The sequence below is a fragment of the Pararhizobium sp. PWRC1-1 genome (assembly GCF_049897905.1).
Lineage (GTDB): Bacteria > Pseudomonadota > Alphaproteobacteria > Rhizobiales > Rhizobiaceae > Pararhizobium.
This window is the reverse complement of the sequence record NZ_JAFCXE010000001.1, coordinates 632,733-653,145: the sequence shown is the minus strand read 5'-3', so window position 1 is coordinate 653,145 and position 20,413 is coordinate 632,733. Positions and strand designations below refer to the sequence as shown.

19 protein-coding genes and 2 pseudogenes are annotated in these 20,413 nt (G+C 53.6%); 12 read left to right on the top strand and 9 right to left on the bottom strand.

What is annotated here, in order from left to right; translation table 11 throughout:
- The first annotated feature begins 325 nt into the window (after nt 1-325).
- The 5 genes from ACP7E0_RS03100 to ACP7E0_RS03080 all read left to right on the top strand — a co-directional run bounded on the left by ACP7E0_RS03100 (nt 326) and on the right by ACP7E0_RS03080 (nt 3,086).
- Complete coding sequence (locus tag ACP7E0_RS03100; RefSeq protein WP_426122881.1) at nt 326-1,186, top strand: alpha/beta fold hydrolase; 861 nt, start codon at nt 326-328, stop codon at nt 1,184-1,186.
- A 71-nt stretch (nt 1,187-1,257) separates the two neighbouring features.
- Complete coding sequence (locus ACP7E0_RS03095; RefSeq protein ID WP_426122880.1) at nt 1,258-1,776, top strand: Dps family protein; 519 nt, start codon at nt 1,258-1,260, stop codon at nt 1,774-1,776.
- 29 nt (nt 1,777-1,805) lie between these two features.
- Nucleotides 1,806-2,282, top strand: coding sequence for a VOC family protein (locus ACP7E0_RS03090; RefSeq protein ID WP_426122879.1), 477 nt, complete (start codon nt 1,806-1,808; stop codon nt 2,280-2,282).
- A 32-nt stretch (nt 2,283-2,314) separates the two neighbouring features.
- Nucleotides 2,315-2,791 (top strand): cupin domain-containing protein, encoded by a 477-nt coding sequence (locus ACP7E0_RS03085; RefSeq protein WP_426122878.1) that lies wholly within the window; start codon nt 2,315-2,317, stop codon nt 2,789-2,791.
- A gap of 10 nt (nt 2,792-2,801) precedes the next feature.
- Complete coding sequence (locus ACP7E0_RS03080) at nt 2,802-3,086, top strand: XapX domain-containing protein (RefSeq protein WP_426122877.1); 285 nt, start codon at nt 2,802-2,804, stop codon at nt 3,084-3,086.
- 643 nt (nt 3,087-3,729) lie between these two features.
- On the opposite strand, the gene ACP7E0_RS03075 is transcribed toward ACP7E0_RS03080, so the two are convergent.
- The 4 genes from ACP7E0_RS03075 to ACP7E0_RS03060 form a co-directional block, all read right to left on the bottom strand.
- The gene (locus tag ACP7E0_RS03075) at nt 3,730-4,128 is read right to left on the bottom strand and encodes a response regulator (protein ID WP_426122875.1); all 399 of its coding nucleotides are present in this window, start codon (nt 4,126-4,128) and stop codon (nt 3,730-3,732) included.
- Between the two features lie 621 nt (nt 4,129-4,749).
- Nucleotides 4,750-5,052 carry a hypothetical protein gene (locus tag ACP7E0_RS03070; RefSeq protein WP_426122874.1) on the bottom strand — a complete coding sequence of 101 codons (303 nt, stop codon included), beginning with the start codon at nt 5,050-5,052 and terminating at the stop codon, nt 4,750-4,752.
- A gap of 154 nt (nt 5,053-5,206) precedes the next feature.
- Nucleotides 5,207-5,863, bottom strand: a complete 657-nt coding sequence (locus ACP7E0_RS03065; RefSeq protein ID WP_426122873.1) for a response regulator transcription factor — start codon at nt 5,861-5,863, stop codon at nt 5,207-5,209.
- Nucleotides 5,844-6,584 carry a TetR/AcrR family transcriptional regulator gene (locus ACP7E0_RS03060; RefSeq protein ID WP_426122871.1) on the bottom strand — a complete coding sequence of 247 codons (741 nt, stop codon included), beginning with the start codon at nt 6,582-6,584 and terminating at the stop codon, nt 5,844-5,846. The genes ACP7E0_RS03065 and ACP7E0_RS03060 overlap by 20 nt, the downstream gene beginning before the upstream one ends.
- An 87-nt stretch (nt 6,585-6,671) precedes the next feature.
- Between ACP7E0_RS03060 and ACP7E0_RS03055 the strand changes: the two genes are divergently transcribed.
- A complete protein-coding gene (locus ACP7E0_RS03055; RefSeq protein ID WP_426122869.1) occupies nt 6,672-7,568 on the top strand; it encodes an SMP-30/gluconolactonase/LRE family protein in 897 nt (298 codons plus the stop codon).
- A gap of 19 nt (nt 7,569-7,587) precedes the next feature.
- On the opposite strand, the gene ACP7E0_RS03050 is transcribed toward ACP7E0_RS03055, so the two are convergent.
- Nucleotides 7,588-7,968: a response regulator gene (locus ACP7E0_RS03050; RefSeq protein WP_426122868.1), complete on the bottom strand. Its 381-nt coding sequence runs from the start codon at nt 7,966-7,968 to the stop codon at nt 7,588-7,590.
- Nucleotides 7,969-8,062: 94 nt separating this feature from the next.
- Here ACP7E0_RS03050 and ACP7E0_RS03045 point away from each other — a divergent pair, with 94 nt between their 5' ends.
- Nucleotides 8,063-9,646: a PAS domain-containing sensor histidine kinase gene (locus tag ACP7E0_RS03045; RefSeq protein WP_426122867.1), complete on the top strand. Its 1,584-nt coding sequence runs from the start codon at nt 8,063-8,065 to the stop codon at nt 9,644-9,646.
- Here the strand turns inward: ACP7E0_RS03045 and ACP7E0_RS03040 are convergent.
- Nucleotides 9,626-10,432, bottom strand: coding sequence for a hypothetical protein (locus ACP7E0_RS03040; RefSeq protein ID WP_426122866.1), 807 nt, complete (start codon nt 10,430-10,432; stop codon nt 9,626-9,628). The genes ACP7E0_RS03045 and ACP7E0_RS03040 overlap by 21 nt on opposite strands.
- Before the next feature lie 174 nt (nt 10,433-10,606).
- On the opposite strand from ACP7E0_RS03040, the gene ACP7E0_RS03035 reads away from it, so the two are divergent.
- The 3 genes from ACP7E0_RS03035 (at nt 10,607) to ACP7E0_RS03025 (ending at nt 12,804) form a co-directional block, all read left to right on the top strand.
- Nucleotides 10,607-11,476, top strand: a complete 870-nt coding sequence (locus ACP7E0_RS03035) for a LysR family transcriptional regulator (RefSeq protein ID WP_426122865.1) — start codon at nt 10,607-10,609, stop codon at nt 11,474-11,476.
- 95 nt (nt 11,477-11,571) lie between these two features.
- Complete coding sequence (locus tag ACP7E0_RS03030; RefSeq protein WP_426122864.1) at nt 11,572-11,814, top strand: hypothetical protein; 243 nt, start codon at nt 11,572-11,574, stop codon at nt 11,812-11,814.
- A gap of 543 nt (nt 11,815-12,357) precedes the next feature.
- On the top strand, nt 12,358-12,804 hold the full coding sequence (locus tag ACP7E0_RS03025; protein ID WP_426122863.1) for a DoxX family protein: 447 nt from the start codon (nt 12,358-12,360) through the stop codon (nt 12,802-12,804).
- Nucleotides 12,805-13,075: 271 nt separating this feature from the next.
- On the opposite strand, the pseudogene ACP7E0_RS03020 reads toward ACP7E0_RS03025, so the two are convergent.
- Nucleotides 13,076-14,161, bottom strand: a pseudogene (locus ACP7E0_RS03020) (IS3 family transposase).
- 419 nt (nt 14,162-14,580) lie between these two features.
- Between ACP7E0_RS03020 and ACP7E0_RS03015 the strand changes: the two are divergent.
- Nucleotides 14,581-15,438, top strand: coding sequence for a formate/nitrite transporter family protein (locus ACP7E0_RS03015; protein WP_426122862.1), 858 nt, complete (start codon nt 14,581-14,583; stop codon nt 15,436-15,438).
- Between the two features lie 129 nt (nt 15,439-15,567).
- Nucleotides 15,568-16,549 (top strand): annotated as a pseudogene (locus tag ACP7E0_RS03010) (aldo/keto reductase).
- Between the two features lie 31 nt (nt 16,550-16,580).
- Here ACP7E0_RS03010 and ACP7E0_RS03005 read toward each other — a convergent pair.
- Nucleotides 16,581-17,204, bottom strand: a complete 624-nt coding sequence (locus tag ACP7E0_RS03005) for a response regulator (protein ID WP_426122861.1) — start codon at nt 17,202-17,204, stop codon at nt 16,581-16,583.
- A complete protein-coding gene (locus ACP7E0_RS03000; protein WP_426122860.1) occupies nt 17,201-20,395 on the bottom strand; it encodes a ligand-binding sensor domain-containing protein in 3,195 nt (1,064 codons plus the stop codon). The genes ACP7E0_RS03005 and ACP7E0_RS03000 overlap by 4 nt, the downstream gene beginning before the upstream one ends.
- Nucleotides 20,396-20,413 lie beyond the last annotated feature (18 nt).

Here is a 20,413-nt window from a genome sequence, read left to right as displayed (position 1 = left end):
CAATTGTTAGCTCGTTGTCGACTGATCAATTACTGAAATCCAAACGTAGCGCATGTTTGAAATCTTGCATCGGTACCGCCGTTGACCGGCAATAGTGAGCGGCTCTCATACCGCCGTATGATCCGCTAAGACCCGCGTTCAATTCCGCAAAAATGCAAGAAAAGCTACCACACTTGTAGCTGAACCGGCTTCGAGCCAAGTCACCCAGCCATTCGAAGTTGAGGAATTGGATCGCTCAATGCGCTCCGTTCCATACGTGACAATGACTAGTGGCACGCTCGCGTCACCGACGCTGATTGCAACCTTCAACTCGGAAAGACGGAGTATGACCATGACCGCCTATTCAATCGAACATAAGCGTGCGCTCTGCAATGGGGTGAACCTCCACTACATCAAAGCGGGATCAGGGCCTGTTGTCCTGAGCATGCACGGTTGGCCGGAGAATAGCCGCGAATATCTCCCGATCATTGAACGGCTAGGGGATCGATACACCTTCATCTCGCCCGACCTGCGGGGCTTTGGCGATAGCGACAAGCCATACGGTGGTTACGAGCCAAAGACGATGGCGCAAGACATGATCGACCTCATGGACGCGGAAAAAGTCGACCGGTTCCATATCTTGAGCCATGACCTGGGTGGCCCTGCATCCGTTGCGACAGCCTATCTGGCGGAAAACCGTGCATTGTCGCTGTCCACGATTGAGACTCCGTTCTTCGGGCTCGATTACCCCGGTTACGTAGATCCCCGCCTCACCTATTGGCACCTCAATTTCCATATGAACATGGATATCGCTCGGTTCCTGATCGAAGGCCGTGAGGAGCGTTACCTCAAGCATTTCTTCCGCGACTTTGCGTACAACCCGACAGCCATGCCTGAAGAAGAGGTCAAGGCGTATGCGGCACAGATGATGCAGCCGGGAAATCTGCGCTCCAGCCTGAATTTGTACGGCTACATTCCCCAGATGGCCAAAGATACCGCTGAGCTTACGAAGAAGAAGCTCGCCGTCCCGATGCTGGCCTACGGCGGCCGAGTATCCTTCGCTGAACATTGCTTCGAGAGCGCAAAGGCCATTGCCGTGTCCGCAAAGGGTGGTGTCATCGAGGAATGCGGTCATTGGGCTTTCCAGGAAAAGACGGATTTCATCTGCGAAGAGCTGCTGAAGTTTTGGGAAGAGAACCGCGCTTAGCGGCTCACTCCTCATCGCACCTCTCCGAATAATGAAATTGGGCCAAATGGCCACGACATAAGGAAAACCCGATGGAAAAAACGATCGCTGAAAAGCACCGCACCGCACCCTTGGTCACACCAACAGACCTTGGTTCCAACGCCGTGCAAGATCTGCCGCCGTCCTTGACCGCGCTTCTTGCTGACGTCTTCGCGCTCTACCTGAAGACCAAGAATTTTCACTGGCACATGTCGGGTCCCCATTTTCCTGAGTACCATGTGCTGTTGGATGATCATGCCAATCAGTTGTTTGCAATGGTCGACCCGCTGGCTGAGCGAGTCCGCAAGATCGGCGGAACAACCCTCAGGTCAATTGCACACATCGGCCGCTTGCAGCGGTTGCTCGACAACGATGCGGACTATGTGACGCCCAGCGACATGCTGGCCGAGCTGCGCGAAGACAACAAGCAACTCACGGCTTTCCTACGGGAGACCCATAGCCTCTGTGACGAGCACAAAGACGTCGCAACCGCCAGCCTTATCGAAAGCTGGATCGATGAAGCCGAGCGCCGGACCTGGTTTCTGTTCGAGACGACCCGTTCTCCTCGATAAGCTGGACATCGATCGATAAGGAAAATGTAATGGATACCGCCGAACCGTTACTGAGTCATCTGATCCGGTCAGTCGATCATACGGGCATCACCGTATCATCGCTGAAGCGTTCACTCGATTTTTGGGTTGGCGTACTGGGGTTTGAGCATCTCTATACGACCGAATACCCGAACAGCACGCTTGTGGAGGGTCTGCTTGGGGTACCGGGCGCGGCTTTGACATTAGCAATGGTCCGTGGACCAGGGCACGACATCGAGTTGCTTGAATACTCGGCGCCTTCTGAACGGCAACACCTGCTTCCGAGAGCATGTGATGTTGGATCAGTGCATATCGCCTTTGAGGTCGATGACATCGAGAAAGTTCTTGGTCTCATCGCGCAGCACCGCTGGGCACCACCTGGAAGTCTTCAAACGGTGACTGAAGGTGCTCGTAAGGGGCTGAAACTCACATACGTGCGCGGCCCAGACGGAGTCACCCTAGAGTTTCTCCAACCTGCAAAAAATTGAAACTTCGATATATCAAACAAAGGATTGTCGTTATGAAAAAGACACTCGCAGCTGCACTGTTTTTGATCCCATTCGCGGCTTTCGCTGCCGACGCTCCGGCAATCCCAAATTATTCGAAGACTTTCGAGGAGTTGGATTCATTAGGCAGCACCGGTGGCGTTGGTGGATCTGGCAATGCGAAAGTCCAGGTCGTTACCATCTTGGGTGACCCGTCAAAGCCCGGTCCCTACTCGCAGCTTCTCAAAGTTCAAGCAGGGGCAAAGATTCCGGCGCATCACCACGAGGGTGATCGCGTTGGCACTGTCCTGAAGGGCACCTGGCACTTCGGTTATGGATCAAAGTTCAACGAAAGTGCTCTGCACACGTTGAAAGCTGGATCTGTGTACACCGAGCCATCCAACGCGCCCCATTTTGCTATGACGGCTGAAACTTCGGTGGTGGTGTTGCTCACGGGGTTTGGTCCAACAGACACCGTCTACGAGAACCCTTTGGACGAGCCGAAAAAGTGAAGTGACCCATATGAAGCTATATATTCTGTCTCTTTTGGTCGGCATATTGGTCGGGACAATTTACGCCCTCCTGAATGTGCGGTCCCCTGCTCCGCCGATCGTTGCTCTGATCGGTCTTCTAGGGATACTCGTCGGTGAACAGCTGGTCCCGGTCGCCATAAACTTTTGGAAGCGGGAGACTGGCGCGACATCTTGGAGCGAGCATGTGAAACCCCACATGTTCGGTGAGCTAGCGAAGGGTGCGCGGGCATCCAAGGAGCGCACGAACACACCCGATGCTTCCAACGCGAGCTAATACATGTGCCCGGGCGCTACAAGCGTCCGGGCACAGTTCATTTCTACCGATAGCGGACCATGTTGAAAATAACTGGATCGACTGCTTTCGGTGAACAGAGCTTCCTCGAAACATCCAGATATCAGAGCTCGCTGCAGTTCATCTGCCGATCTTGCGTCGTTGCGATGCCTCCAAATGGCTTCCATTCTCCAGGTTCCTTCGCATTCATTGGCGGCAGCTATCGCATGCCTGCGCATAGCCAAGACCGAAAACTATCCAATCGCCAAGAAGTCACAAAAATAAGGACCGTCTCCATGGGGAAGAGACGGTCCTTGGCGGATTAGATCCGCTAGCCTGCGACGGAGGGGGAAATCATCGCGGCGATCACCACGCGCTTGGGAGGGGATACATGGTGACATGTAAGGTTTAGGCCGTTTTCCGTTTCGATCATATCGTACGTGAGTATAGGTGACAGTACGTGAGAATGATTTACTAGGGAATTTTAAACACAGAGGCACGGATTTTCCCGATCTCGCGGCTCGGTGTAGATCGTCGTGCGGAGCAGTTGCCCACACAACGATGGGGCAACGCTGGAAGCCGCTCGCCCAATAATTCTATTGATTTTTGTGTCAGACGCGCGGCACGAGTGGCATTCGCCAACCTCTTATGCCAGTTCGCCGCCACCTCGTTTGGAAACTGCCCGCTCCACATACGATATCAGGTTTTCGGCGTCGAAAGGCTTCTTGAGAAGGACCATAGCGCCCATCAATTTTGCCGTCTCGGCCATTTTTGGAGTGGTATACGCTGAGATCAGAATGGTTGGTGGCAGGCGCTCTCCAGCTGCATCTACAGTTAGCTTGGAGACCATTTCAAACCCATCCATGCCCCCCATATTCACATCCGAGATCAAGCAATGGCATTCGCTCATGATCGCAGAGGAAAGAAAATCCTCGGCAGATGAAAATAGGGCCGTGCGGTAGTCGAGGCTGCGTATAAGAGCGTCCACAGCCCATCGCATACCTGGATCATCGTCGACGACAACGACTAACGGCGACGCAGTCAATTGGGCATCCCTTTCCTGGAGTAATCTTCGAACTACCATATGCCTTGCACCTAAACCTAACAACTATACCTGAGGATGAGTAGCGCACAGCGACATCGTTTCGTGGTGACGTTCTGAGTGCCCCGCCCACCGCGCCGAACCGATATTCGCATTGGTGAAGCCGAGTTGTCCTCATGCCTCTGGCGTTAAAAAAAGAGACAACGTTCCTGTCCATTTTCAGAAAGAAACTCGACACCGCGATGAGGAATACGCCGCTTCTTCTCGTTCATCCACCATCACATAGGAACAGATAGTTCGAAATAGTGCACGAGGATCGCGGTCTCATACTTGGGTATAACGCACGCTGGCCTGCTCTCAGGGATATAGTTGGCTGCTTGGGTTTCTCTTCTGGACATCAGAATGTTCGATCGAACTTTGTCTCGACACCGGGGCAACACGGCGTGAGGCCTGCATCTGATGATCTCACCGAACCCTGCGTGCTATCATACCCTCGTATGATTTCACGTTTTCAACCACTCAATATGCTTTCCAAACAAGTGACAGGGACACTCGCTCCCTCAAACCAAACCCGTGAAACCAGAAGGAACCAATGTCGAATGACCCAACCGGTGTGGCCAATACTTACTCGGCCATTGGAACGCCAATCGCATCAATGATGCGCTTGCGATGCTCACTGCCGATGTTCTCTACGACAACATTCCCCTCCCCGACGTAATTGGCCGCGAGAATGGCCGGAAGTTTCATGGAGACTTCGGCATTAGCTCCGCGTTCACCGTGGACTGGCAGGTGATCAACATCGCTGCATCGGCAACGTCGTCTTAAAGAGCGGATCGATGTGTTTATCCACCAGGCTGGCGGACAGATCAGCTTGCGTGCCATGGGAAGTTTGACGGCAAAAAATGGAATGATCTCAGTCTGGAGCAACTATTTTGATCCAGCCGAATTCGAGAAACCGCTTTCGCTGATCAAAACTTAAAGTCAACGTCGCGCAGTCGGCTACAAGCGACGCGGCCGTTTGGCCACCGCGTCGTCACTTGGCGGCAAATCATAATATTCCGGATAAGCGGTGGTGGTGGCCTCACCCCGCATTTTCAAGTTTAAGACCCTCAGCCAGCTTGATGAACTCGGTTAGGCTACGAGCACCCAATTTCTTCATGCCGTTGCCTCGGTGAATTTTCACGGTGATCTCGCTTATTCCGAGCGAAAACGCTATCTGTTTGTTCATTTGACCACGGGCAACTTCGCTCATCACTTCCTTTTCTCTCGACGACAAGGTTTCGTAACGCCCTTGGAGCTCTTGCTCCTGATGTCGTCTCTCCCTCTGAAGAAGATCCCTTTCCAGCGCGGAAGCTACAGCGTCTAACATGTCTTGTTCTCGGAAGGGCTTTGGCAAGAAATCAACCGCACCAGCCTTCATCCCCCTTACAGACATGGGGATATCACCATGGCCGGTCATGAAAACGATCGGCATCGTCCACTCAGACTCCGCCAGATGTTGCTGAAAATCCAAACCGTTCATTCCGGGAAGCCTGACATCCAGGACAAGGCAGCCCGAAGCATTTACACGCCCCGAATTCAAGAACTCGTGAGTGTTGGCATATTTGTGAACTTCATAGCCAACTGAGCGAAACAGGCTATCTAGGGCGTCCCGCATAGCAGCGTCATCATCAATTACATGTACAGCGGGCGTACTGGCCGTCGTGGCCGCCCCAGTCTTAGTTGCAGCGCTGATCACCGACCTCTTCCCTTGTTTCGATTTGCTGGGTAATGGAATCCCATCCGACCATCATTGTTTTGACCATGGAGATTAGGGAAGCTCGGGAGGCGCCATCTCGCGCCTGGATCGAAATCCCTTGTAGGATGGTGAGGTAACCTCTTGCGAGGGAATCCACCTCTGCATGTTTCGGAAGTTCCCCACACTGGACCGCGCTCGCGAATTTCTCTCGCAGCATTTGGTAGGTGGACTCGCGACCTTGTTTTACCAAGGCGGCAAGTTTGGGCGAGTCGTTATGATCCACCATCGCGAGGGTCGACATGCAGCCCTGCGGTTGGTTCGTCTTGGTGTACCCATCGATAGTGCACAGAAATAGCGCTTCGACCATATCCCGAGCGGTGGCCGCCTCCATGACATTAAGCCATATTGGCATTCCGCGCGTGCGAGAAAAGTGGGCCAATGCCTCCTCGTAAAGCGCTTCCTTGTTTCCAAAAGCGGCATACATGCTTGGAGATGCAATTCCCATGGCAGCGCACAACTCAGCGACGGACGTTCCTGTGTAACCCTTCAACCAAAACAATCGCATTGCAGTTTCGAGAGCTTCGTCGCGATCGAAGCCCCTTGCTCTCCCTCTTGCCACGACCGCCCCCCATGCATGCCGTCTTGAGAATTGACGCTCGACATATTCTTTGACGATCACTATAGAATAAACGGAAGGCGCTGTGAAGTCAGCCGTTTGCACTCGGTTTTCTCCCACCCCGTCGCAAATCCGAGCAGATCTCTCGAACGGGAGGCGCGACGGAGTTGGCGCAATAACAGGTTCAATGCCGTGCTTAAAACGAGCCTCAATCAAGTCCTACACGGGGATCTATCCCAGCCCGAAGGTCCCGTCGTTCAACGGGACGGCTCGCTGGTCGTCGTGGAGATGAGCGAAGAGCGTGCATGCCTAACCGGCTTCGATCTGGAAGGCAATCGCGTCGAGATCGTTCGCCCAGGCGGGCGCCCAACCGGTCTGGCGGTCGATGGTGATGGTTGCTTTTGGGTGGCGGGTGGGGCCGAAAACTCGTTGGTAAAGCTATCGCCCCGTGGCGACCTCCTGCTCTCGATTTTTGGTGATGAGCAAGGCCCGTTCTTGTTTCCAAATGATCTTGCGTTCGGACCGGATGGCCTTCTGTACATGACAGACTCGGGAATGAAACCTGATGAGTTCATCAAGGGCTTCGTTATAAGATCGGACTTTGCCACCGCCTCGTATGATGGCCGAGTGTTCCAAATCGAACCGAAATCGGGAAAAGTTCTCAAGCGTGTCGCAGGCGGGTTATTGTTCACGAACGGAATTGCGTTCGATGCAGCTGGCGTCCTGCACTACGCGGAGACACTGACGGGTAAAATTTTCCGGCACGAGGACGGGCGCTCCCCAGAATTGTTCTCGCAAACCCCCGCTATGGCGATAAACACGTTTTGGGGGCCAGATGGAATGGCATTTGGTGCTTCAGGGAGACTGTACTGCGCGAACTATGGAGCTGCGCATGTCTCTGTTTTCGCGCCCGATGGGGAGCCACTTGAGCCACTGCCAACAAATGGCAATCGCCCGACAAACGTCGTGTTCGGAAACAACCCGGGGGAGCTGCTGGTGACGGAAGTGGAACACGGCTGCGTTGAAATAGTCGAGGTCGGTGAAAGCGGGCTACCCCTTATCAGACCGAAACTTGGGTTGTACGCATGACAGACGATCTCTCGAATGGCTACGCTGACTGCCGAGACAACGCGCATTCTATTGCGTCGATGAGGGTCTCGCCTACAAACGGTTTCTTTAAGATGATAAATGCCCCTACCTCTTCTGCGGCAGCACGAACCTTATCGTTAACAAACGCGGATATGAGGATGACTGGCCGATTTGGCCACAATTCTAAAAGCTTCGAAGCGAGCTCGATGCCGTCAATCCCGCCCGGCATTTCAATGTCGCTAATGATGCAGGCGGCAGTGGCCGCGTGATCCGATGCCAAAAGTCCTTCGGCGGCGCTGAAGATCGCTGTTCGATAACCTAAGCTCCTCACGAGGCCATCAAGCGACATGCGCATTCCAAAATCATCGTCAACCACGGCGATAAGGGGCTCGGAAATCAAATGAAAACGTCCTTCTCTTCGACCCCAACTCAGGCCACCTACCCTCATATAGGCGCACGGTATAAACCAACAACGGTGTACGGCAGGATAATCAATGGCCGCTGATAGCATAAAGACGGTTTTACCGAAGCAGAATTTCACATCGTTGACCGCTGATACTGTTCCGGTTCTTATTTCGTTTTTTGACGCCGACCACATATGCCGCTTCGCAAACGAGCATCATTGCAACTGGTATGGGCGGACGCCGGTTGATCTTGTGGGTCTACATATGCGCGATTTCTTGGGACCAGACGCCTACAGCGAAAGGCTTCATCATCTGGAGCGTGTTGCCTCGGGACATGAGGTGTTTTTCGAAGCTCCGGTTCCGTATCTCGACGGTACCTGGCATGACGCTGAGATTCGATACATTCCTCAGATGGGAAGAAGCGGCTTTGAGGGTTTCCATATTCTCGTTGTTGATATCGAGCGGCAGAAACACAGGTTCCGGAGTGTATTTGACGGCACAGCGGTCGGGTTCTTTGAGATTGATCTCTTAAATTTGCATTCCATGCTTTCGGATTTATCCAAAGCGGGTGTCGACGATTTGATTGGCCATGTGGCCGGAAATCAGCAGTTCATCCGACAGGTTCTTGATGCGACCAGAGTCGTCGATCTCAACAAGAAGGCGATCGAGATGTTTCGCGTGGAGCGGCAGGCGGCGACTGGCAGACCACTCGGTGACTGGTGCGCGAATGACGGGCTGGGAACATGGAATAAAGCGCTCTTGGGCTACCTCTCCGGAGATGCCAGTTATGAGGGCGAAACGGTTATGAAACGCGAAGATGGCGAGCATGTCGACGTTCTCGTGAATTGCGCATTCCCTAAGCGAATGGAAGGTCAGGTTATCGTCGTCGTGGGTGTCGTTGACATCACCCACAGACTTGAGAGCGAACGGGCCTTGACCAAGGCTCAGCAGGAGCTGGCTCATGCCGCGCGTGTCGCGACGCTAGGTGAAATGACCGCGTCTATCGCACACGAAGTCAACCAACCTTTAGGAGCCATCGTTGCGAACGGTCATGCGGCGCTTCGCTGGCTGAATAGGCCGGTCCCCAATGCGGACGAAGCCAAGCTTGCAATCCGACGTATCATTGATGAAGCCACACGGGCGTCTGATATCATCGCTCGCATTCGAAAGATGGCTAAGAACAGCGCCAGCGAACACACCGCGTTTGAAATCTCCACGGTGATCGAGGAAGCTCTGGAAATCACTGGTCGCCAGCTGAGATCACAAGGCGCAAGCCTTGTGGTGTCCTTGGAGTCCAATCCAGCACACGTTTCGGCAGATCGCATCCAGATCCAGCAGGTTATCATCAATCTGCTTGTAAACGCCGCTCAAGCGATGTCCGAGGTTCGCGCCAAGGAAAGAACGATCTTCATCAAATCGAGCCATCAAAATGGCTTTGTTGAAATAGAAATCGCTGACACAGGCCCTGGCATCGAATCCAGTAAGGCGGAACAACTGTTCAATGCCTTCTATACAACCAAGTTGACCGGCATGGGGATGGGGTTGTCCATATCGAAGACCATCGTGGAAGCGCACGGCGGCAAAATAAGCGCCAGTTCTCGCGACGGAGGAGGCGCGAGATTCACATTTACCCTGCCTGAAGTTCCGGAAGGGCTAGGTCGATTGATTGGATAAATCCAAACGCCCTACGTCGACCAGGAGAGCAATTTCCGTCAAAACATCTGCAATCGAATATCGAGAGTCGGTTATAAGCTTCCAATGTTGAAACTCGGCCCACACGATGTTTACAAGCCGCAGTGCGCCAAGCCCCTCTTGCGACTGGTAGAATGTTGCGATGTCAGAAGCTTTTAGTGCGCCCAAATCCGAGGCATCCCGGGAAGCCAGTACCACGAACCGTGGCAGTTTAGTTCGCCCCGTCTTGACGCCCTCATACAGGTCATTGACCGAGCATAAGACCGAATCCATCCCGGGTCTGACAAGGGAATTGGAGCGGGGTGTACTCCGTTGAAACAAGATCAGCCTCGCCTTGGTCACGGCCTGAAGGAGTTTCGCGACCATTGTTCCGGTCGGGGTATCAGACACATCAATGAGGATTGGCTGATCGTCGATGTCAATTGGAAGCTCTAGACACTCGAAAAGGACCAGCCAAGCCACTACGGCCGATGCTGCAAGGTCTGCTGATTGAATCGGGTTCAAGCCATGGGGCTTCCGGGCCAGTCTGTTGGAATCGAGGTCATAAACTGCGCCTTCAAGGAAAGGATCAGATCCGCTTGCAACGCCATAGACTTCATCGCCTACACAAAACGGAACGGAAGCAGGGTCAGCGTGTTGGATAATCGCACTGAGTCCAACTACCCCGGCAGAGTTCCCCTTCCCTTGAGAAATGGCGGAAATCTTCGCCGCGATCGGTTCTTGACCGCTCGGCGAGATATTATGAGGGGGTCGATCAATGGTCGACATGGCATCACTCCTGGCACGGCCTCCCAATATACGTCGTTGTCACAAACCAAGCGATACGCGCTAGTGAATGGCGCCTATTCAAATTTGACTGCAGTCACGGTTGACGCGCTCATTTGGCAAAAATGGAGTTTCGGCGTACGTGAAAGCAAGTATTGGATGGAGGGTGTTGCCTAGATGGACTGGAACGATGTCAGGCTTTTTCTCTCCATCGCTCGCACGAAAACGCTGAGTGCGGCCGCACCGGAACTCGGGATCAGCCAGCCCACCGCAGGAAGGCGACTAAGAGCGTTCGAAGAAGCGATGGGCACAACCTTGTTTCAGAGGACGCCCATCGGACTGCAACTAACCGGAGACGGTGAAGTAATTTTGAAGCAGGCCGAACGCGTGGAGTCCGAGATGCTCGGACTGATGAGAAGCGCCTCTTCTGACAGTAAGGAACTGGAGGGGGAGCTGCGGCTGTCTACGTCGGAGTGGTTTGCGAGCGCGGTCCTGGTTCGCCCCTTGACCGCATTCACGACCAATAACCCGTCGGTGACAATTGAGCTGTTGGGTGAAACGCGCCTTTTCGATCTTGGACGCCGTGAAGCTGACATGGTCTTCCGTTTCCAAAAGTTCGACGGACCCGACGTTGTGCAGCGGCAGTTCGCCAAGGTGAGCTACGGCGTATACGCCTCACCGGCGTACGTGCAACGGCTTGGAACACCGGTCCTGCGTGATCGTGGCGAAGGGCATCAGATCATCGCAATGGACCGTGGCCATGAGCGTCTTGCGGACGTGGCGTGGTTGTTGCAGCGCTTCCCTCTTGCAAAATACGGTTTCCGGAGCAATAGCCGCGACATGCAAGCGTTGTGCTGTGCTCATGGTGGAGGCGTTGCTGTCTTGCCAAAAATCATCGCTAAGGATTTCGACCTAATTGAGCTCCACCTCGACGAGGCGGCCCCCGGCCGAGACGTCTGGTTAGGCTATCACAGTGATCTTCGGCGGGTCGCTCGTCTTCGCGCCGTTATCGACCACCTTATTGAAAGCGTCCCAAGGGAGTTTTGACCCCGCGCATTCACCGTTGAATAGCGAGCATTCACAGGTGGCAATGGACCGTCGACTTTTGTTGCGGCATCTTCGAAGCATCGGAGGTACCCAGAATGCGCAATTGTAAACTGACAATTTCGGCTTTGATCGGCCTCGACAGAATGAAGGCGGATGGCGAGAAACTGACTGACCTCGCTGACCCATTGACAGCAGTCGCATTGCACGTTGAAGCCGCATTAAGGTTTCTGGACCGTGAGAACAAGGACCTGTCTTTTGTACGAGAGCAATTGGGGCTGGCTTTAGAGCGAGTGAGGATTTCCCACCTCATCTTTTCTTCACTGGAACAGCAGCGGTAAGGGCCACCTGTAAAAGCAAGTTCGTTTAGGCAAGCATAGCCCGGCCTGTTTCAGCCATCGCCTTCAAAACGGTCATCGCGATATTTCCCCGGAGATATTCCATATATTCTCTTGAATGCCGCACCAAAGGCCGCCTCCGATTGAGACGTCAAGGAAATCGCGGATCAGGGAAAAACAGATTTGATACTCGTTTCAGTTTCCTGCGACCTAACGAGTGAAATAAGGGCTCCCATACCTGCGTATAATTTCCGATCCATCAGTATTTAGGTACCCTTCCTCCAGTCAACATATGGAGGTTACAATGCGCCAAACGACAAAAACCGCCGAAATGTCTATGTTTCCGCTCTTCGTCATCGGCACGACTATGCTCGGGATACTTTTGTATTTTGTGGCGGCCGAGGCGCTTTCATCCAAACCCCGAGGTGCACAGGTGTATTTGCCGTCTGCCTACGGCGTTAACGAGCTGTCGTGGCCCAGATCTCTCTAGATGGTTGAAAAATCGCTTATCGATAGACTGCGGCGCAACACAGAAAGAACTTCACAATGTCGGGGTCAGTGGACGTAAGTCAGACTACTGAGCGTATTCCGTTCAACATCCGGCACCCAGTTCGCTGGCTTGCGCAGATTGCGATCTGCTCGACCTTTCTGAGTCATGCGGTAGTGCGATTTCTCAACTTTGACCTCGCCATTGCCGAAATAGAGCGGCTCGGTTTACTACCCGCATCGCCAATTGCCGCAGCCGCGATCGCAGTCGAGGTCATTTGCTCACTTTTGATTGTATCGGGATTTTTGCGATGGATTGGAGCATTGACGCTGGGCGGCTTCATGGTGATCACCACGGTACTCACCCAGCCCGTTTGGGCGATCAAACCCGGCGTGGACCGGATTATGGCAACTGACGCCTTCATGCTCCATCTGGGCGTAGCCGGTGGCTTGCTCTTGATCGCTTGGTACGACCTCCACATCTGGAGAATACGCGGAAGCGATTGATTGCGAGTGGACCGGTAACGAGGCAGCAATCGGTTAGTGAGCGCCTCGGGCCTACTCCTACATGCTGAAGTCAAAACCGTCCGGCGCCCGCTCCCCTGGCTTTTGACCTTCTCCGATTGCGGAGTTTAGGCCCATTGTTAAGCCACGAGTAGTTCTGGCTGCGTGCTGCATGGCCATACAAAGATTCTAACTCTTGATATTGGATCGCTCTAACATTCCGGTACCTTGAAATGGTAATTCCCCCGTTTTTAACGGGGCTCGTCAGTATAATTCACGCCGCCCTTTTCAGTTTCTGTGCGGGCGTTATACAGCCGATGCCCATATTGGGCCGTTCGTTGTTGTACGTCCATAGCCACTGCGTGGCGAATTCCTGCGCCTACTCGCTTTCGATGATGTATTGGTCGAGCCATTCATGTCGGACGGTGCGGTTGTAGCGCTCGACATAGGCATTCTGTTGCGGCTTTCCGGGCTGGATATGGCTCAAGGCAATTCCTTGCGTTTCGGCCCATCCCATCAATTTGCCACTGACATATTCAGGTCCATTATCCACACGATTGTCGAACGGTTTACCGCGCCACTTGATGATCTGGTTCAGTATGCGGATGACGCGTTCAGCAGGCAGCGAAAAATCCACCTCGATGCCCAACCCCTCGCGGTTGAAGTCGTCCAGGACGTTCAACAGCCGGAATTGCCTACCGTCTTCCAAATGATCCGTTATGAAATCCATTGACCAGACCACCAGGTTCGGCGCATCTCGGAGCAGTCAAGGCAGGGTTTGTCCCGCTTCAAACGCTTGCGAGGCTTGATCCTAAGGCTCAACTCCAGCTCGCGGTAGATGCGGTACACGCGCTTGTGGTTCCAGCGATGTCCCCGGACATTCCGCAGATAAAGAAAACACAAGCCGAAGCCCCAGGTCTTCTTTGCCCGCGTTAAGCCTATGAGAAGATCGGCGATCTGCTCGTTCTCGTCGTTCAGCTTGGCGCTGTAACGATAGCAGGTCTCGCTGACATCGAAGGTGCGGCAGGCAAGTGCAATGCTGACGCCGTGTAACGCCACTGCTTTTCCGGCCATCTCTCGGCGTTGAGACGGCCGTGTTATTTTTTTCCCAAAGCCTCCTTCGGCAGTTCTGCCTGCATGCTCATCTCGGCATACATCTTCTTCAGCCGACGGTTCTCGTACTCCAGGCCCTTCATCGGGCTAATCATCGAGGCGTCCATGCCGCCATACTTCGAACGCCACTTGTAAAAGGAGGCGGCGCTCAACCGTGTTCCCGGCACAGCTCCGGCACAGGAACGCCGCCTTCTGCTTGGCGCAGGATGGCAAGGATTTGTGGTTCGCTAAATCTGCTCGCCTTCATCAAAAATCTCCTCGATCATTAAGCCCGAGAAAAATTCTACTTTTGAAGCCCGTTAATTAGCGGGGGGATTACCTCTTGAATGCAGCCCAGCGCATCCGGACGATTATGCAGGCAGCGTAATGTAGCTTATTGCATGGAAGGTCACTGGGAGGTGGCCTCAATTTGACGAAGTGGAGGATGTAAATTTTGTAGTTCTAACGTTCTATCGCGGAAGGCGATCAGCCACTGGCTTTCGCAGGTCGCGGCCGGACACGTGATGTATCATGTGCCAGAGGTCACCAGTGAACAGTCTGCCGACCGGTTCCTCACGCAGGAATTGCGTTTCCGTCACCGCACCGGCTCTTTCGAACCATACGTCAGTATAATTGATCGGTGGTTGACAGCTGCTTAGTTCTTCGACCTACAAATCGGAGGCTTCTATGTACAGTGATACGATCGCAACCCTCGTCGAAGCGGGAGAGCACAAGGTTTCTGCAATTCAGAAAAATTTGCTTGGCTTCTTTATTGGAGCGATGATGGCTGGGGCCTACATCGGCTTCGGCAATATCGTCATGTACTCTGTAAACGCGCACGTCGACCCTGCCTGGGTGCGGCTAGTATCGGGTGCAGTGTTCTCTGCTGCCCTGACCATCGTCATTTTCGCCGGGTCGGAGCTATTTACCGGGACGGCAATGTATATGCCGATGGCAGTCATGTCGCGAAGAGCTACCGTTTCCCAGATGATTGCTGTCTGGGCGGTCACATGGATCGGAAACCTCGCTGGCGCGGTCTTGCTGGCGGCACTCTATAAAGCTTCCGGTGGCGGGGTAATCCTTGGTGACGGTCGGGAGCACTTCCTCGCCGCCGTGGATGCAAAACAATCAGCGCCCAGCTCTCAGTTGTTCTTCCGGGGGATCCTTTGCAACTGGCTCGTTTGTCTGGCGATCTGGATGTGTAATCGGACGAGCGACGCAAGCGCCAAGCTCATGTTGATATTTTGGCCCATAACTATCTTTGTATCGGCCGGGTTCGAACACTCAGTGGCCAACATGTTCACCTTCAGCATTGCGCTGATGGCAGGCGCCGATACGGCAATCAATGTTTTGGAAGTCGGACGAAACCTATTGTGGGTAACGCTCGGAAACCTCGCGGGGGGTGCAATATTCGTAGCTTGTGGATATTGGTTACAGGAATATGGTATCGGCCACGAAGGGCACGCCAAAGTCTCTCCTCAGTCCCAGCAAAGTGACGGCAATGACCGCCGACGTGACGTAGCATTGGTTAAAGTAGGGCACTAACAATGGCCTTTTGCAGCAGAAGTCGCAGCACTTACCTGCGGATCGCATTTCGAGATGGGCAGCGGTAAACTGTCGAGGCGCTTCGCCGCCTGAAAAACAAGAACGACGTCCTCCTCTAGGAGAATTGCTATGCTGGAAAAACGGACGCTGGGATCGCAAGGACTGGAAGTTTCATCTATCGGCCTTGGTTGCATGGGGATGACATTCGCGTACGGGCCATCTGATGAAGGCGACGCGATCGCCACTATTCACCGAGCCATAGATATGGACTGCACGTTCCTAGACACAGTTTACGGACCCTACTCGAACGAGCAGCTCTTGGGGCAAAGCTCTGGTGGGCATGCGGGACCGTGTGACCATCGCAACCAAGTTTGGCTTTAAAATTGGTGAGGACAAGCCAACTGCGGACAGCCGTCCAGAGCACATTCGCGAGGTCGTTGACGCTTCACTCAAGCGCTTGAGAACGGACCATATAGATTTGCTCTACCAGCACCGGGTAGATCCAGAGGTGCCAATCGAAGATGTTGCTGGGACCGTCGGAGACTTGGTACGTTTAGGCAAAGTCAAGTTCTTTGGCCTCTCAGAGGCCGGAACCGAAGTGATCCGGCGAGCTCACAAAGTCCACCCCGTCAGTGCGTTGCAAAGCGAATACTCTCTATGGGAGCGGAATCTTGAAACCGATATTATCCCAACCCTCCGCGAACTTGGCATCGGTTTGGTTCCGTTCAGTCCGCTCGGGCGCGGCTTCCTGACGGGAAATGCAAAACCAGCTGCCGATTTTGCTGAAGGCGACTACCGTCGATCTGCCGATCCTCGTCTTCAAAGCGAGCATTTCGATTCAAATTTGAAAGCCACCACATTCTTCCGTGAGCTTGCTCAAAGGAAGGGCGTGACGGCGGCTCAGGTAGCGTTAGCTTGGCTGCTACACAAGGGAGCCGACATCGTCCCGATCCCGGGTACCAAGCGAACGAAATACCTCGAAGAGAATCTTGGGGCAATTTACGTGCATCTCGATGCGGACGAAATGGAAGCCCTCGACAAGGCACTTCCACCAGGAGGGACAAGCGGGGGTCGTTACAGCGAGATACAGCAATCCCTAATCAATCGCTGACAGATAGAGTTGGGACCCAACAGTAACCCGACTAAAGCTCGATAATCCCGCGCTTTATACCTATTGCTAGCGCGTGTGCGCGACCGTTGGCTCTCAGTTTCAACAGGATGTTCTTCACATGGCCTTTAACCGTCTCCTCAGTGATCGAAAGCCGATCGCCTATCGACCGATTTGAGAGCCCTTCGGCGATCAGGGCGAGCACCGCAACTTCTCGCTTTGTGAGTGTGTCGTCGATCGCGTGTATATCAAGCGTTGCCGCAACGGTTGGGTCAACATGGTTGCGACCGGAATGAACCGCGCGGATTGTGTTGATGAGTTCCCGCCGAACCGAACTCTTGAGCAAATATCCCTTGGCTCCGGCCGCCAGCGCCTGTGAAGCTAGATGCTCGGTGTCGTAGGTCGTCAAAACCACGATCCGAGCGTGAGGGTCCCTGCTCCTGATTTCGATCAAGGCTTCGATGCCGTTCATTCGAGGCATCTGCAGGTCCAAAAGCAGAATGTCCGGTCTCAAGGTTCCGAAAAGTTCGACTGCTTCGACCCCGTCGGCAGCCTCGCCAACGATCACGATGTCGTCGTTACCAACAAAAAGGGCAGATAATCCCTCTCGAATTAACGGATGATCATCCGCCGTCAAAACGCGTATTGGGCCGGTCATCGCCTAAACATCCAGCCAACGATTGTCGATCTACGACCCTTGGCAGGCAGTTTAACACTCACCCGAGTACCGAGGCCCTTGAGGCTGTCCACACTGAGTATGGCTCCAATGTGTTCGGCTCGCTCCCGCATGCCAGTGACACCCCAACCTCGCCGACCACTATTGTCTGCACCGATCGCCAAGTGCCCGGCGCCGTTGTCTTTTATAGAGATTTCGATGCCGTCCAACGAGGAGTCGAGACGGCAATCGATCTCTGATGCTCCTGAATGACTGAACGCATTCTGCAAAGCCTCGGAAGCTATACGATAAAGGTCGTCGCGAGTATCCGGGTCAATTTCGAGCGGATCTCCCGTCACCATCATTTCGAAGTGTGGCCTTTTGGAACCATTGAAGGATGCAGCGAGTTCCCGCCCCTTGATGCCAAGTGCGTGACCGAGATTTTGTCTGAGAGCGCCAGGATCACGAAGGGCGTGGATCGCACCACGACCCTCAACGAGAGCATCATCGCCCTTTTCAAGTACGTCCTCCAAAATCGCGGCCGCCTTTTCGGGCTCGGAAAATAAAATATTACGAACAGCCTGGAGCCTGAAATTCAATCCCTGAAAGCTTTGCAGGAGCGTGTCGTGCAACTCCCGAGCAAGTCGCGTGCGTTCCGACAAGCGCTCTTCCAATCTCATTCGAAAAACTGCCCGAACCTGCTCGGTTCGATAGCGCATATAAAGTGAGGCAAGGCCGATCAACGAAGCCGCAGCGAGCCCGTAGCTCCACCAGGTTTGCCACCAGGCAGGAACAACGATGAGAGACAGCTTGGTACTTTCTGATGGCCAATTTCCGCGCTGCAGCGCCGCTTGGACGATAAGTTCATAACTTCCACTCGGCAGATAAGGGAAGTTCAAAGTACGTGCCGCGTTCGGCACGGAATGCCAATCCTCATCGAGGCCATCAAGCCTATAGCGATAACGTGTTCGCCTTGGATCGCGAAAGTTTATGGCTGCGAATGAAACTTCCAGATTCTCATCGTGCGCCAGGGAAAGTCGAGGCCGATCCCGAGCCATCACCACCTGCCGTCCGCCAGCACGGATGCTGGTGAAAATGACCGGCGGTGCATCGTGTGGCGGCTGGGCCCCTTTTCCAGTTGTTATTGTAGCCCCAGAAAAACCCCCAAAGTATAAAGTATCTCCCACTCCTTGGGCACAGGCATTCCATCCAGTTAGATCGTCGCCTGGGATCCCGTCCTGGGTCGAAAAAGCTTCGACATTCATGGTTTTACGGTCCACCCTTGCTACACCATGGTTTGTGCTCAACCACAGATCGCCCGTAGACCTGGTGAGAATGCAACTGACCACGTTTCCAGGAAGTCCATCCTTAGTGAAGAAGGTATCGAAGCCTTTTCCAGTGGATCGGAGTTTGTTCAGGCCGTTCTGCGTGCCAACCCAGAGCACGCCATCGCTATCGACCAGCACGCTATTGATCGTGTTATTACTAATAGTCGTTCCATCATTTGGATCGTGCGCAAACGTCTCGAATGTGCTCTCTTGAGATCGAAATCTTAGCAGGCCACTCGTCGAGCCGATCCAGAAACCATCGCCTTCTGGTGTTGGAACCAGCGAGAAAAATGCGTTGCTGGCAGGCTGCGGGCGCGTGAATTTCACGAAACGAGCGTTTTGACGATCGTATCTGTTGAGACCATTCCAGGTTGTGAGCCACATTGTCCCGTCGCTCGTGAAGAAGATTCTTGTGATTACATCGCTACTTGGTCCCCGATCCGATGCAATCTCATGTCGATAGTTGCGTATTGCTCGCGATATTGGATCGATCGAAAATAGTCCGGCCCCAAGTGTACCGACCCATACCGTCCCGAAGCTATCCTGATTGATCGACAGAACTTCAAGTCTCTCATTTGGCCCGCCTGGTGTGAAATTCTCGACAGCGCCCAAGCGATCAACGCGGTTGAGCATCCCGCCTGCCCCAAGCCAAGCGTTCCCGTCACGGTCCTCGAAGACAGCGTTGACCAATGCCTCACCTGTCTCATTTGACATTTTTGGCGGAGGCCACACTTTTCGGAAAGCTGTACCTGCGGTCGAAAAGACATTAGGCGGCATCGCGTGTAAGCCGACCCAGATGTTGGTTTCTCTGTCTTGAAACAGCGCGATTGCTCGATTTTCAGCTATGCTTTGATCATCGTGGGGGTCGTTAATGTACCGCTCGAAAGCAAACTTTTCTCGATTGAATTTCAGCAAGCCGAATCCCATTGTGGCGAGCCAAATGTCACCCTCAGACGTTTCTATGAGCGAGTAGACACCCCGCAGATTTGCTTCGTCGGCGCTTGAGTCAAACGAAAGACGTCTTACAGAGTTTGTAGCCTTGTCAAAAATGGCCAGACCGTTGCCTGCCCCATAAAAGATCCAGAAGGTGCCTCGTGAATCTTCGTGAAAGCCCAATTCTCTCACCTTCTGAGGAAGAGGAATTCGATATGTCACTTGCCCAGTGGATCGATCGAACCTTTCGAGGCCAAAGCTGCTGGCCACCCAGAATTGCCCGGCCCTGTCTTCGCCCGTTGATTTGATGTCGTCGCTCATCAGAGAATTGGGGTTCGCTCGATCGTGTCCATAGCGGGAAATCTTCTTGGTACTGGGATCAAGGGTGAAAAGGCCCTGAGCAGTCGAAAGCCATAGCAATCCATCACTATCCTGGCTTATATGGATTACGGTAGGGTTATTCGCAGCGATCGGGTAGTGACGAAACGTCTCTGTGTCACGGTCATAGGCATCAAGATATTGGTCGCTTCCGACCCATACGGTTCCCGCCCGGTCTTTAAACAGGGCGTAGACAAAGACACCGCTGAGGCTGCCTTGGTCGGTACTGCTGTGTGAGAAGTTTCGAAATTCGTACCCATCAAACTGACTGATGCCGTACTGCGATCCGAACCAGATGTAACCCTCGTCGTCCTGAACGATTTGGGAGACCCGGGTCTGAGATAGACCTTCCGACACCGAGAGCCTTCTGAACCGTAAGCCACTTTTGTCGTCGACTGGAACTGTGATGATCTGATCGATGATCTTCGCAACGGGGATGTTAGAGCCGATTTGAGCACCGGGGGTCGAGACGACGCTGAACATGGAGAGCAACACGATCGCCAATACATTCGCTGCAACCGATTTGCCAAACCACCTGACCATTACGTATTCCATATAGTGCGCTGCGCGAAT

What these genes read in the sequence shown, in the direction of transcription:
- ACP7E0_RS03095 (WP_426122880.1), top strand. Translation starts at nt 1,258, where the DNA reads ATGGAAAAAACGATCGCTGAAAAGCACCGCACCGCACCCTTGGTCACA.
- ACP7E0_RS03040 (WP_426122866.1), bottom strand. Translation starts at nt 10,432, where the DNA reads ATGTCGACCATTGATCGACCCCCTCATAATATCTCGCCGAGCGGTCAA.
- ACP7E0_RS03045 (WP_426122867.1), top strand. Translation starts at nt 8,063, where the DNA reads ATGGCCGCTGATAGCATAAAGACGGTTTTACCGAAGCAGAATTTCACA.
- ACP7E0_RS03005 (WP_426122861.1), bottom strand. Translation starts at nt 17,204, where the DNA reads ATGACCGGCCCAATACGCGTTTTGACGGCGGATGATCATCCGTTAATT.
- ACP7E0_RS03015 (WP_426122862.1), top strand. Translation starts at nt 14,581, where the DNA reads ATGTACAGTGATACGATCGCAACCCTCGTCGAAGCGGGAGAGCACAAG.
- ACP7E0_RS03030 (WP_426122864.1), top strand. Translation starts at nt 11,572, where the DNA reads ATGCGCAATTGTAAACTGACAATTTCGGCTTTGATCGGCCTCGACAGA.
- ACP7E0_RS03000 (WP_426122860.1), bottom strand. Translation starts at nt 20,395, where the DNA reads ATGGAATACGTAATGGTCAGGTGGTTTGGCAAATCGGTTGCAGCGAAT.
- ACP7E0_RS03090 (WP_426122879.1), top strand. Translation starts at nt 1,806, where the DNA reads ATGGATACCGCCGAACCGTTACTGAGTCATCTGATCCGGTCAGTCGAT.
- ACP7E0_RS03100 (WP_426122881.1), top strand. Translation starts at nt 326, where the DNA reads ATGACCATGACCGCCTATTCAATCGAACATAAGCGTGCGCTCTGCAAT.
- ACP7E0_RS03035 (WP_426122865.1), top strand. Translation starts at nt 10,607, where the DNA reads ATGGACTGGAACGATGTCAGGCTTTTTCTCTCCATCGCTCGCACGAAA.
- ACP7E0_RS03025 (WP_426122863.1), top strand. Translation starts at nt 12,358, where the DNA reads ATGTCGGGGTCAGTGGACGTAAGTCAGACTACTGAGCGTATTCCGTTC.
- ACP7E0_RS03085 (WP_426122878.1), top strand. Translation starts at nt 2,315, where the DNA reads ATGAAAAAGACACTCGCAGCTGCACTGTTTTTGATCCCATTCGCGGCT.
- ACP7E0_RS03080 (WP_426122877.1), top strand. Translation starts at nt 2,802, where the DNA reads ATGAAGCTATATATTCTGTCTCTTTTGGTCGGCATATTGGTCGGGACA.